Raw genomic sequence first — 11,861 nt, forward strand, 5'->3', positions numbered from 1 at the left:
GTCGACGCCCTTCTCGAGCCAGAAGCGGGTGACCTCCTCCATCTCGCGGTTGACCTCGGGGTTCTTGAAGTTGAGGTCGGGCATGCCGCCCCAGAAGTAGGCGTAGTAGTAGTCGCCGCTCAAAGGAATCCAGGCCGCCGAGCCCGAGGCACTGCGCCAACCCAGATCCTCGTCCGACCAGATATACCAGTCGCGGTACCGCGGGTCGCCCGCTCGAGCCGCCCTAAACCAGGGGTGCTCGGCGCTGCTGTGGTTGAGCACGTGGTCGATGACCACCCGGATGCCGCGGGCATGGGCCTCCGAGAGCAGCCTCTCGAAGTCCGCCATGGTGCCGTAGTCGGGGTTGACCGCGTAGTAGTCGGTGACGTCGTAGCCGTGGTAGGAGGGGCTCGGGTGGATGGGCATGAGCCAGAGGCCGCTGACGCCCAGCTCCGAGAGGTAGTCGAGCCGCTCGGTGACGCCCCCGAAGTCGCCAATGCCGTCGCCCGTCGTGTCCTGAAAGGAACGCACGAAAACCTGGTAGTAGACGCCCTGGTTGGGGCTTCTGGCCAAAGTGAATGAGACGAGGAGCAGAGCGATCAGATTGCTGAGGCAGAACAGGCGTTTTTGCATGCTCTAGTTTGGCACGCTGCCGAGCCGCTAGGGCCAAACCTTGTCCACCCAGGCCAGCGGATCGGTCGAGACGCCGCGCACGCGCATCTCCCAGTGCAGGTGCGGCCCGGTCGACAGCCCGGTCGTGCCTATCTCGCCGATGGTCTGCCCCCGCGTCACCTCGTCGCCGATCTCCACGTGCAGGCGCGACTGGTGAAAGTAGAGGGAGTGAACGCCCGCGCCGTGGTCGATGACGACGAGGCCGCCGCGTATCGGGTAGAAGTCGGCCACCACGACCAGGCCGGCGTTGGCGGCATAGACGGGCGTGCCCTGCGGCGCGGCGATGTCGGTGCCGTGGTGATACGACACCTTGCCGCCCGCAAGGTAGCGCCGGGGCAGACCGAAGGGGCTGGTGAAGCGCCCTTGGGCGGGCAAGCTGAAGGGCTCCGCCCACAGCGGCGCCAGCGCCCTCTCAGGGTCCTCATAGGCAGCCGCCAGCACCTCGGCCTCGCGAGCCTGATTTTCCGGCGTGACGACGCTCAGGGTGCTCTTTGGCATGTTGACGAGCTGGACCGGGCTCGAGCCGGCCGTCACGGCGAGCTTGCGGGTGACGGCCGTCCGGCGGCCGTAGCTGTCCCCCAGCACCACCGTGACCTCGCGGCTGCCCGCCCCGGCGCCGAGGGGAATGCTGGCGACGGCCGTGGCGCCACTCGCGCCCCGGAAGACCGTGAGCGCCTCCCCGTCCAGACTGATGCTCAGGCCGGTCAGCGTCTCGTCGGGCACCGCCCACTCGACCTGGACCGCGAAGGGCTGGCCCGGCACCACCGCCCCCGGCACGCCGACGAGCGGCCGGAGGGGCGCCAAACCGAGAACGCGGTAGCCCCACCGGCTCTCGGCGCCCGAGCCGTCCTCGGCGACGACCTCGAGCTCGTGCTCACCCAGGAGGCCGACGAGCTCGAGCCGCAAGTCCTGCGCGACCTCTTCGAAAGCCTGCTCGCCGTAGCGCAGCCGGTAGACCACCGGCCTGTCGGCGCTCAAGAACAGGCCGAAGGGCTCGCCCGCCGTGACCCCTTCGGGCAACTCGGCCCAGACCCGCGGCGGGCTCTGACGGACCTGCGACCAGGCCACGGCGGCAAACAGAAGGCCGAGCAGTGCCAGGGCGACGAGGCGCCCGCGGCGCGTGCCGAGCACCGCCAGACCTCCGGCCACTAGCCGCTCTTCCGGCTGGTGATGAAGGGGATGTTGCGGTCGAAGTGAGCGCGGTCCAAGCCGTAGCCGTAGACGTAGGCATCCTCGATCTCGAAACCCTGGTAGTCGATAGGCACCTCGACTTGGCGCCGCGAGGGCTTGGAGAGCAGCGTCACCACCTTGACCGAGAGCGGTCCGCGGCCCTGCAAGTACGAAAGCAGGTACCTCATGGTGAGACCGGTATCGACGATGTCCTCGACCAGCAGGACGTGCTTGTTCTTCAAAGACTGGTCGAGGTCCTTGACCAGCCTCACCTCGCCCGAGGACTCGGTGCGCGAGCCGTAGCTCGACACCGCGATAAAGTCGGTGGTGACGGGGATGGGAATCGCCCGCACCAGGTCGGCCATGAAGATAAAGGCGCCGTTCAAGACGCAGATGAGGTGCAGGGGCTGGCCCCGGTAATCGCCGGCGATCTCCCGGCCGAGCTCGGCGATGCGCGCGGCGATGGCCTCGGCGCTCAGCTGCACCTGGCCCTCACCAGCCCGGAAGATGCTGCCGTCTTTCTCGCTCACGCCCCTCTCAGTCATGCCTAGCCGTCATGCTCAGGAGTATAGCCGAGCTTCTCGAAGTCGCCGGGGCCGAGTTCGCGGTACTGGCCGGGTTGCAGGTCCCCTAAGCCCAGTTTGCCGATGCGGGTGCGCACCAGGCGGCTGGCGGTGTAGCCGAGCGCGCCCATCATGCGCCGCACCTGGCGGTTGCGCCCCTCGTTCAAGACGATCTTGGCGCCGCCCGCCGCGTAGCGGGCCCTGGCTGCCTTGGCCGGCCCGTCGCTGAGCACGAGGCCCGCCTCGAGCTTCTCCAGAGCCTCCCGGCTCAGCGCCCCCTCCTTGCACCACACCCGGTACTCCTTGAGATGCCCGTAGCGCGGGTGGGTCACCCGCAGGGTCAGCTCGCCGTCGTTGGAGACGAGCAGCAGGCCCTCCGACTCGCGGTCTAAGCGCCCCACCGGATGCAGGCCGGGCACGGGCGGCAGCAAGTCCAGGACCGTCTGGCGGCCGCGCTCGTCCTTGACGGTGGAGAGCACGTTCATGGGCTTGTAGAGGGCAAAGGTGACGATGTCATGGTGCAAGGCCACCACCTTGCCGTTCACCCTCACCTCGTCACTCGGCCCCACCTTCATACCCAGTTCGGCCCGCTTGCCGTTCACCTTGACCTTGCCCGCCGTGATCAGTTCCTCGGCCTTGCGGCGGCTGGCGACGCCGGCGCGGGAGAGAAACTTCTGCAGGCGCTCCTGGTTCACCCTGTCATCGCTAGTGTCATTGCTAGTGTCATTGCTAGTGTCGCTCATAGCTAAAGCTTACCCTCTCCGACCAAGAGCGCCGACCAAGAGCGCCGAGCTGCCCACGGGCCCGTGGGCGCCGCCGCTGGCCGGGTCCTCCGCCTTGGCGTTCGCGGTTTGCCCGGCACCTCAACCGCGAACAGCGGCCCCTACCCAAGCCTCACGCCGCTTGTCTGGGCAGAGACGCTCCCTTGACCTCTTCCAGAAAGGCACCGTCGCTCAACAGGTCATGGGCGAGCGACGCGAGGATGCGGGCGCCGTCCAACACGGCCGCGTCTCCCCGCTCGCTCCTGGCGGCCTCCGCGAACCCGGCGGTGTGCGGCTGCGCCTCGTCGTCGATGGCCAGGTAGGCGTGCAGGGCAGGCAGGCGCTGCGAGACGTTGCCCATGTCGGTCGAGCCGCCGTAGTCGAGCGGGTCGTAGGGCAAGACCTCTCGCCCCAGCCGCGCGCCGTGCACGGCGAAGCGCTCCGCCAGGACCAGGTTGGTCGCCATGTTGTCGTAGGGCTTGACGCTCTCCGCTATGGTGAGCTCGGCGCCCGTCATCAGCGCGGCCCCCTCGAAGACCTTTCGGGCGCGCGGCACCAGGCTGTCATAGAGATAATCCTTGCTGGCCGCGCGCAAGAAGACGCGCATGGCCGCCTCCTTGGGGATGATGTTGACCGCGTCGCCGCCGTGGGTGACGACGCCGTGGATGCGCACGTCGGGGGTAACCTGCTGGCGCAGCGCGTCGAGACCACTGAAGGCCAGCCGCACCGCGTCGAGCGCGTTGACGCCCAGGTGCGGCGCCGCCGCGGCGTGGGCCGGCACGCCACTGTAGCGCACCTCCCAGCCCACCCGGGCGAGCGAAGGGCCACCGACCCGGGTCTCATAGCTCGGGTGGATCATCATGGCGGCGTCGAGCCCGTCGAAGACACCCGCCTCGAGCAGGATGACCTTGCCCCCGCCGCCCTCCTCGCCGGGCGTGCCGACGACCACCAGCTCGCCTGCCAGGTTCTCCAGCAGCGGCGCGAGCGCCAGCGCGCCGCCCAGGCTCATGGTGGCGATGACGTTGTGGCCGCAGGCGTGGCCCAGGCCCTCGAGCGCATCGTACTCGCAGACCAGCGCCACCTTCGGCCCGCTGTTGGCCCCAGCACCTTTGCCGGGCAGGCGGGCGTAGAAGGCCGTCTCCAGGCCACCTGCCCCGCACTCGACCGCGAAGCCGTGCGCCGCCAAGGTCTCGGCGAGCCAGCTCGAGGCCTGCCTTTCCTCGAAGCGGATCTCGGGGTGCGCGTGGATCTTGTGGCTCAACTCGAGCAACAAGGGACGCAAGCCTGCTATCTGGGCGTCGATCCTCTCATAAGCCTGTCGCGCGCTGCTTTCTCTTTGCATGCCGTCTCCTCTTTGCATGCTATCTCCTCTCGAGTGCCTGGCCGCCGTCAATCGCTTGCGACCGTCGGCGCCGGATTGACGCTCAAAGCCAATCCTCTGACAGTTTCCCACAAGAAACGCCGCAAGGAGGTTCTCGAGTTGTGTTAGGTCTGCGCTAAGGCTGTGTTAGCATAGTTAGAGGCACAACCATTAACGAACGGTAGGTGCTGGACAAGGCCGCGGTCGCCACTTGGGCCGCAACTTCAAGGGAGGATATTTCGTGAGAAACATCGTTTCGCTGCTGGCTCTACTGCTGCTCAGCACCTTGGGCACGGTGGGCGCGCAGAGTGACCGGCCCATCACCATCGCCTTTGAGGGCGGCGCCGTCACCATGGACCCGCACAAGCGCCAGGAGACCACCACGCTGGCCTGGCAGCAGCACATCTACGAGTACCTCATCCGCATGAGCCGCGAGGGCGAGCTGGTGCCCGAGCTGGCCACCGCCTGGGAGGCCGAAGGGGAGAACAGCTGGGTCATCACCCTCCGCGAGGGCGTCACCTGGCACGACGGCAGCCCTTTCACCGCCGCGGACGTGGTGGGTTCGCTGACCCGCGCCAAGACGCACCCCGAATCGCAGATGGCGCAGTTTTTGACCGCCATGCGCGAAGCGGTCGCCACGGGCGCGCACACCGTCGAAATTCACACCGACACGCCCGACCCGCTCCTGCCGCTCAAGCTCGCCCAGGTGCTCGTCGCCAAGCCGGACTACGCCGAGGAAGTAGGCGACGACCGGATGGCCAACGAGCCGATGGGCACGGGACCCTACCGCGCGCTGAGCTACACCACCGACGACTCCCTAACGCTCGAGGCCTTTGCCGACTACTGGGGCGAGCAGCCTGAGTTCAGGCGCGTGCGCCTGGTCAACATCCCGGCCGGCGCGACGCGCCTGTCGGCGCTGTTGACGGGCGACGTGGACATCGCCGAGAAGATCCTGCCGCAGGACTTCGAGCGCGTCGAACGCAGCCCCGACGCCTACATCACCATGGCGCCGAGCACCCGCGTCATCTACCTGACCATGAACTTCGAGTGCCGCGAAAACTGCCCGGCGAGCGGCCTGCCCGGCGGCGTCAATCCCTTCGTCGATCCCAGGGTCCGCCAGGCGGTCGCTCACGCCATCAATCTGGACGCCATCATCGAGCGGGTGATGGGCGGGGTCGTCACCCCGGCCACCCAGTACATCTCCCCCATCGACTACCTCTACGATCCGCTCGTCGAGCGCTTTGACTACGATCCCGAGCGCGCCCGCGAACTGCTGGCCGAGGCCGGCTACGAGAACGGCTTCCGGATGCGCCTCGACGCGCCCAACGACCGCTACTTGAACGACGCGCTGGTCGCCCAGGCCGTCGGCGGCATGCTCGGCGCGGTCGGCATCGAGGTCGAGGTCAACGCCACCACCCGCACGGTCTTCTTTCCCATGATCGACGAAGGCGAGTTCATGATGTATCTAGCGGGCTGGGGCTCGCCAGACGTCGTCAGCACCTTCAACAACATGATCCACACCAGGGACCCCCAGGCGGGCTTTGGCCGGCTGAACCGCTACTTCTACGCCAACCCCGAGATGGACGCGCTCATCGCCGAGGTCAATGCCGAGTTCGACGAGGCGCGCCGCATCGAACTCATCCACGAGATCAACCAGCGCACCCTCAAAGAGGACGTGGTGTGGATTCCCCTCTACGTCGAGAGCGTTATAGCGGGCGTGCGCGGCGACATCGACTTCGAGGCCAACCCGCAGGAGTACATCCTCGCCTTCGAGATGCGCAGCCGCTAGCCGGCGCTGACCCCGGTGCAGGGAGCAGGGACAGCCCCTTGTCCCTGCACCTAATCTTATGCTCAGCTTTATCTTTCAGCGCAGCGTGCAGGCCTTTGGCGTCCTGGTCTTCGTAGGGACGCTGGTGTTCTTCTTGCTCAACGTGGCCGGCGACCCGGTGGAGCTCTTGGCGCCCGAGAACGCCACCCAAGCCCAGATCGACCAGATCCGCAGCAACTTCGGCCTCGACCGGCCCCTCTACGTGCAGTACTGGCGTTTCCTGTCGAGCGCCGTCCAGGGCGATCTGGGGCGCTCCTTCCAGACCGGCCAGCCCGCCATGGGCATGATCGTCGAGCGCTTTCCGGCCACCGCCCAGCTCGTCTTGGCCGCCATGCTGATGGCGCTGGTCCTGGGCGTGCCGATGGGGGTGATGGCGGCCAACCGTCACGGCAGCCTGGTCGACAAGACGCTTCTTTTCGTCAGCGTCCTGGGCGTCTCCGCGCCCAACTTCTGGCTGGCGGTCATGCTGCTCTTAATCTTCAGCGTCGAACTGGGCTGGCTGCCCGCCTATGGCAGCGGCACGCTCGCCCACCTCGTCTTGCCGGCCTTTACCCTGGCGACCTACCGCATCGCCCTCTTCACCCGGCTGATCCGCGCCACCCTGCTCGAGGAACTCTCGCAGGACTACGTGCGCACCGCGCGGGCCAAGGGCGTCGTGCCGCGCCTGGTCGTCTACCGCCACGCCATGCGCAACGCGCTGATTCCCTTCGTGACGGTCACCGGGCTCGAGTTCGGCAACCTGTTGGCGGGCGCCGTCGTCACCGAGAGCATCTTCGCCTGGCCGGGCATGAACCGGCTGGCCCTGCGCGCGCTGACCACCCTGGACTTTCCCGTCATCATCTCCTTTACGCTGTTCGTGGCCCTGATCTTCGTCGTCTTGAACACCCTGGTCGACATCCTCTACAGCGTCATCGACCCGCGCGTGAGGTACAACTAGATGGGACCGACCAGATGAGAACCGGCCAGATGAGGACTGGATAAATGACATCCAGGCGCCTGCTCAAATCCTTGCCGGTCGCGCCGCTGCTCATCCTGCTCGTGTTCGTCGTCGCCTCGCTCGGCGCGGACCTGTTCGCGCCCCACGACCCGCGCCAGCAGAATATCCTCATCAACTTGGCGCCGCCGAACTGGCTGCCCGGCGGCGAGGAGGACCATCTCCTCGGCACCGACAACCTGGGCCGCGACATCCTCTCGAACATCCTCTACGGCGGCCGCGTCTCACTGGCGGTCGGCTTCTTCGCCCTGCTCATCAGCGCCGCTATCGGCATTCCGCTGGGCCTCGTCGCCGGCTACTTCGGTGGCCGCGCGGGCAGCCTGATCATGCGCCTAGCCGACGCGCAGCTGGCGCTGCCCACCATTTTGGTGGCGCTGGTGGTCCTGGCGCTCTTGGGCGCCGGCCTCGACCGGGTCATCCTGGTCATCGGCGTGGTGGGCTGGGCCATCTACGCCCGCATCACCCGCGCGGCGGTCATCCAGGTGCGCGAAAGGGACTTCGTCAGCGCCGCGCAGGCACTCGGCACCAGCACCCCGCGCATCCTCGCCAAACACATCCTTCCCAACGCCCTGTCGCCCATCTTGGTCCAGCTCTCGGTGGACTTTCCGCGGGTGGTGCTCCTGGAGGCCACGCTGTCCTTTCTCGGCTTGGGCGTCAGCGTGGACACGCCGAGCCTCGGGCTGATGGTAGCCGCGGGCCAGAACCACCTCTTCAGCGGCGTCTGGTGGCTGAGCGCCTTTCCCGGCCTGGCCCTCACCTTTTTGGTGCTCTCGGTCAACTTGCTGGGCGACTGGGTGCGCGATGTCTTCGATCCGAGGCTCAGGCTCTAGGCCTTTTGGAAGCGCCGCCACGCCGGTCATCATCCTGCATGATGATGAGGCTCCGGTCTTGGAAGCCCGATCTTATCGGCTCGCTTGCGCCAGCGCCTTGGCCTGCTCCAGCACCTCGTCGAACATCGCCCCGGTGAGCCGGCCGGTGTTGGTGTTCTGGACGCTCACGTGGTAGGAGTCGAGCAGCGGCGGCCAGCCCCCGAAGCGGTGCAGCGCGCCGTGGGCGAAGGGATGGCGGCGCTTCTTGACGCTCACTCCCCGGCCGCGCAACAGCTCGAGGTAACTGTCGTGGGCGATAGCGCCGAGCGCCAGGACGACCCTGAGCCCCAGCAGGCGGTCGAGGTCGAAGGCGAGCCAGCGCCGGCAGTTGCGCAGCTCCTCCCTGGCGGGCTTGTTGCCGGGCGGGGCGCAGCGCGCCGCCGCCGTGATGAAGACGCCGTGCAAACCCATGCCGTCACCCCTGGCCATCGCCCCTGGCTGGCTGGCGAGGCCGGCGCGGTAGAGGGCCGGATAGAGAAAGTCGCCCGAACCGTCGCCCGTGAACATCCTGCCGGTGCGGTTCGAGCCGTGAGCGCCGGGGGCGAGGCCGAGCAGCAAGATGCCCGCCGCCGGGTCGCCAAAGCCCGGCACCGGCTTGCCCCAGTAGTCCTGGTCCCGGTAGGCGCGGCGCCTCAGCCGGGCGACCTCCTCACGGTGCGCCACCAGCCGCGGGCAGAGGGTGCAGCTGAGCAGCTCCGGCGGTGCCGGGTCGAAGGCCGGGTCGAAGGTCATGCTCAGCCCCGGCGCGCCCGCCAGGCCCCCTCGAGGCGTACCAGGGCCTCTTGCAGGATGGCCCGGGAGGTGGCGAAGTTGAGCCGGGCGAAGCCCTCGCCGCCGGGCCCGTACTGCGGCCCTTCGTTGAGGCCGACCTTGGCCTCCAGGAGCAAAAAGGGGTAGAGGTCCTCAGCCAAGCCGAGCCCGCGCAGGTCGAGCCAGGCCAGATAGGTGCCCTCGGGCTCGGCGTAGCCGATCTGCGGCAGGCGCTCGCGGAGAAACTCGCCCAGGAAGGCGCGGTTGCCTGTCAGGTAAGCGAGGCTGTCCTCCAACCACTCCCCGCCCTCACGGTAAGCGGCCAGCGCCGCCGACTGCGCTAAGACGTTGGGCGGCGTGACCAGGCCCTGCCCCAACCTCTTGAAGCGCGCCAGCAAGCCCGGGTTTTGGCTGACCACCACCCCGACCTTGAGCCCGGCGATGTTGAAGGTCTTGGTGGGGCCGAGGAGGGTGACGGTGCGCTGGGCAACCTCGGCCGAGAGCGAGGCGAAGGGGATGTGCCGCCGGCCCTCGTAGACCAGGTCGCAGTGAAGCTCGTCGGACACCACCCAGAGGCGATGGCGCAGGGCGAAGTCGGCCAGCCCCTCGAGCTCGTCGCGGCTAAAGACCCGGCCCGTGGGGTTGTGCGGGTTGCAGAGCATGAGCAGCCTGGTGGCGGGGCTGACGAGGGCCTCGAGGCCCTCTAAGTCGATGTCGTAGGCCGCGCCGTTCCAGCGCAGCCCGTTGTAGCGCGGCACCCGGCCGGTGTCCGCTATGGCCGCGAGAAAGGGCGGGTAGATGGGCGACTGGACGATGACCTCCTCGCCCTCCGAGGCGCAGGCCAAAGCGGCCAGGTAGAGGCCCTGGATGATGCCGCCGGTGAGCCAGACGTCGCCTTCTTCAAAGCGCCAGCTCATCCGCTTCTCCATCCGCCCCCGGATGGTCGCGACCAGGCCCGGCTCGCCCGTGTGGCTGGGATAGCCGAGGTTGCCGCTGGCCGCGCGCGCCTGAACGGCTTTGACGATGGGCAGGGCGGTGGGAAAGTCCATATCGGCGACCCAGAGCGGAATCACCTCAGGGCCGTACTTCTGCCACTTCGCGCAGTGGCGCGCCTGCAGGTCCTCGAGCCTTAGCGTATCAAAAGCATGCACCATAAGGGAGTCTACCAACTCGCCCTCGAGCGCGTCGCCCTTTAGACTGGACGGGTGAGAGTCAGCATTCGGATTCCCGACTGGGCGAGACATATCGTCTCCGACCACACCGACATGGAGCGCAACCCGCAGCGGGTAGACGCCGCCAAGGTCAGCAGCTTTGCCTTCACCCTTCCGGGCGACGCCTACTTCGAGTACGCCTTTGTGGACGAGGCCGGCAAGGTGCGCCCCGACCCCGAAAACGACCTCCGCGCCGACAACCCCTGGTACCCCAGCGCCAGCGCCATCCTCGGCCCCGACTACCGGCCCGACCCCCACGCCGGGCTCGAGGGAGAACCGAGGGGAACGAGCCGGCGGCTCCGGCTCGAGTCGCGGGTCCTGGGCCAGACCCGCCGCCTCATCACCTATACCCCCGCCGGTCATGAGGGCGAGCCTCTGCCCTGCCTCTACCTCCAGGACGGCGTCGCCTACTACCGTATCGCTCGCCTGCCGCTGGTGCTGGAGGCTCTCCTGGCGGAGGGCGGGGTCCGCCCGGCCCACCTCGTCTTCGCCGAGCCCGGCGACCGCTTCGAGGAGTATTCCTTCAACCCCGACTACCGGCGCTCCTTCATCGAAGAGCTGCTGCCTTTCGTGGAGAGCGAGCTCGAGCCCACGGGCGAGCGGGTGCTCATGGGCGCCAGCCTGGGCGCTTTGGCGAGCGCCACCCTGGCCTGGCAGCGGCCCGACCTCTTCGGCACGGTGATCGCCCAGTCGGGGGCCTTTTTGGGCAGCCCCGAAGCGCCCAGGCACTACCGCACCGAGGTCTCCTGGCTGCTCGAGCGGGTCCGCGCGGAGGACCCCAAGCCGCTGCGCTGGTCGCTGGAGTGCGGGACGCTCGAGTGGCTCCTAGAGGTCAACCGCAACCTCGCCGCGGCGCTCGAGGAGAAGGGCTATGACTGCCGCTACCAGGAGCGCAACGCCGGGCACAACTGGGTGAACTGGCGCAACGGCGCGAGCCGGGCCTTGCGCTTTGCCCTGGCGCGGTAAGAGCGCGGTCGCCCGCTTAGGGTCGTCCTGCGCGATATAATTTAACCTCAACTATAATTCGAAATGTCATTTGATGGGCGGCACTCCCAAATCCTTGCATATTTTGACGGCCAAGATATCTTTAATCTCTGTGTGGCGCGGAATGGCAGACCGCCTATTGAGTAGGATTATGCCACCATGAATGGCTACTGCCTTCCCTCAACAACTCGCAACCACTCCTACGCAGGTAGCGCAGGAATTGCTTGCGTTTCATACAGCGATGTGTTCCTCGATGTAGTGATCACCTGCTGCTGAACGAGCCTCTTGACGATTAAACTCCAGAGCCTCACTTAGCACCTCTCGGAGGCTAACCAGAAGCTCCTCCTTGGTTCGCTCTTGGCAGTTAACTCCCGGAACCTCTTCAATCCAGCCAACCCACCAGTCGCCGTCCTGTTTGATTACCGCAGTGTAGTTTTGTTCCATGCCACTATCCTATTGGATTTTCCACCCCTTGGCACCCAACTCGTGATCAGCAGACCGCCCCTTCGCCTGAGAAGGCCTCTTCCTTGCTGTCATGCTGTGGCCTGACGAGCCGCCAGGCGGTGATCAACTATAAACCCCGTATTCGATGCGTCCCAAGAGGTTCTCGACCTCCCGCGCGCCGATCTCCGTGTCGGCGTACTCGAGCGGCGTCCTCCCGCCAAGGCTGAGATTCTCGCTCCTGAGCCAGTCCGCCGCGCTCTCGAGAGCGTCAAACAC

The 11,861-nt window shown here is 67.2% G+C and carries 13 protein-coding genes and 1 pseudogene; 4 read left to right on the forward strand and 10 right to left on the reverse strand.

What is annotated here, in order from left to right; translation table 11 throughout:
* The 5 genes from M3498_07945 to M3498_07965 form a co-directional block, all read right to left on the reverse strand.
* The coding region (locus tag M3498_07945; protein ID MDQ3459214.1) for an alpha-amylase family glycosyl hydrolase at nt 1-612 on the reverse strand (612 nt) is incomplete at its 3' end.
* 27 nt (nt 613-639) lie between these two features.
* Complete coding sequence (locus M3498_07950) at nt 640-1,800, reverse strand: M23 family metallopeptidase (GenBank protein MDQ3459215.1); 1,161 nt, start codon at nt 1,798-1,800, stop codon at nt 640-642.
* Complete coding sequence (hpt, locus tag M3498_07955; protein ID MDQ3459216.1) at nt 1,800-2,366, reverse strand: hypoxanthine phosphoribosyltransferase; 567 nt, start codon at nt 2,364-2,366, stop codon at nt 1,800-1,802. The genes M3498_07950 and hpt overlap by 1 nt, the downstream gene beginning before the upstream one ends.
* Nucleotides 2,367-2,368: 2 nt before the next feature.
* Nucleotides 2,369-3,079, reverse strand: coding sequence for an rRNA pseudouridine synthase (locus M3498_07960; GenBank protein MDQ3459217.1), 711 nt, complete (start codon nt 3,077-3,079; stop codon nt 2,369-2,371).
* A gap of 199 nt (nt 3,080-3,278) precedes the next feature.
* Entirely contained in the window at nt 3,279-4,487 is a 1,209-nt protein-coding gene (locus tag M3498_07965) for an amidohydrolase (protein MDQ3459218.1), read from the reverse strand.
* Nucleotides 4,488-4,746: 259 nt separating this feature from the next.
* Here M3498_07965 and M3498_07970 point away from each other — a divergent pair, with 259 nt between their 5' ends.
* Genes M3498_07970 through M3498_07980 form a run of 3 tightly spaced genes read left to right on the forward strand, consistent with a single transcriptional unit; the run spans nt 4,747 to nt 8,157 of the window.
* Nucleotides 4,747-6,294: an ABC transporter substrate-binding protein gene (locus M3498_07970; protein ID MDQ3459219.1), complete on the forward strand. Its 1,548-nt coding sequence runs from the start codon at nt 4,747-4,749 to the stop codon at nt 6,292-6,294.
* 58 nt (nt 6,295-6,352) lie between these two features.
* Nucleotides 6,353-7,270, forward strand: coding sequence for an ABC transporter permease (locus M3498_07975; GenBank protein ID MDQ3459220.1), 918 nt, complete (start codon nt 6,353-6,355; stop codon nt 7,268-7,270).
* Between the two features lie 44 nt (nt 7,271-7,314).
* Nucleotides 7,315-8,157, forward strand: a complete 843-nt coding sequence (locus tag M3498_07980; GenBank protein MDQ3459221.1) for an ABC transporter permease — start codon at nt 7,315-7,317, stop codon at nt 8,155-8,157.
* 72 nt (nt 8,158-8,229) lie between these two features.
* Here M3498_07980 and M3498_07985 read toward each other — a convergent pair whose 3' ends face one another.
* Nucleotides 8,230-8,928: a uracil-DNA glycosylase gene (locus M3498_07985; GenBank protein ID MDQ3459222.1), complete on the reverse strand. Its 699-nt coding sequence runs from the start codon at nt 8,926-8,928 to the stop codon at nt 8,230-8,232.
* A 2-nt stretch (nt 8,929-8,930) separates the two neighbouring features.
* Nucleotides 8,931-10,100 (reverse strand): pyridoxal phosphate-dependent aminotransferase, encoded by a 1,170-nt coding sequence (locus tag M3498_07990; protein MDQ3459223.1) that lies wholly within the window; start codon nt 10,098-10,100, stop codon nt 8,931-8,933.
* Nucleotides 10,101-10,151: 51 nt separating this feature from the next.
* Here M3498_07990 and M3498_07995 point away from each other — a divergent pair, with 51 nt between their 5' ends.
* On the forward strand, nt 10,152-11,123 hold the full coding sequence (locus tag M3498_07995) for an alpha/beta hydrolase-fold protein (protein ID MDQ3459224.1): 972 nt from the start codon (nt 10,152-10,154) through the stop codon (nt 11,121-11,123).
* A gap of 66 nt (nt 11,124-11,189) precedes the next feature.
* Here the strand turns inward: M3498_07995 and M3498_08000 are convergent.
* The 3 genes and pseudogenes from M3498_08000 to M3498_08010 form a co-directional block, all read right to left on the reverse strand.
* A pseudogene (locus tag M3498_08000) lies at nt 11,190-11,376 on the reverse strand (type II toxin-antitoxin system HicA family toxin).
* Nucleotides 11,373-11,585 carry a type II toxin-antitoxin system HicB family antitoxin gene (locus M3498_08005; GenBank protein MDQ3459225.1) on the reverse strand — a complete coding sequence of 71 codons (213 nt, stop codon included), beginning with the start codon at nt 11,583-11,585 and terminating at the stop codon, nt 11,373-11,375. The pseudogene M3498_08000 and the gene M3498_08005 overlap by 4 nt, the downstream one beginning before the upstream one ends.
* Before the next feature lie 123 nt (nt 11,586-11,708).
* Nucleotides 11,709-11,861, reverse strand: coding sequence for an MbcA/ParS/Xre antitoxin family protein (locus M3498_08010; protein ID MDQ3459226.1), 153 nt, complete (start codon nt 11,859-11,861; stop codon nt 11,709-11,711).

Source organism: Deinococcota bacterium (assembly GCA_030858465.1).
Lineage (GTDB): Bacteria > Deinococcota > Deinococci > Deinococcales > Trueperaceae > JALZLY01.

Coding starts and splice junctions, on each gene's coding strand:
- hpt (MDQ3459216.1), bottom strand. CDS start 2,366: ATGACTGAGAGGGGCGTGAGCGAGAAAGACGGCAGCATCTTCCGGGCT.
- M3498_07965 (MDQ3459218.1), bottom strand. CDS start 4,487: ATGCAAAGAGAAAGCAGCGCGCGACAGGCTTATGAGAGGATCGACGCC.
- M3498_07975 (MDQ3459220.1), top strand. CDS start 6,353: ATGCTCAGCTTTATCTTTCAGCGCAGCGTGCAGGCCTTTGGCGTCCTG.
- M3498_07980 (MDQ3459221.1), top strand. CDS start 7,315: ATGACATCCAGGCGCCTGCTCAAATCCTTGCCGGTCGCGCCGCTGCTC.
- M3498_07985 (MDQ3459222.1), bottom strand. CDS start 8,928: ATGACCTTCGACCCGGCCTTCGACCCGGCACCGCCGGAGCTGCTCAGC.
- M3498_07990 (MDQ3459223.1), bottom strand. CDS start 10,100: ATGGTGCATGCTTTTGATACGCTAAGGCTCGAGGACCTGCAGGCGCGC.
- M3498_08005 (MDQ3459225.1), bottom strand. CDS start 11,585: ATGGAACAAAACTACACTGCGGTAATCAAACAGGACGGCGACTGGTGG.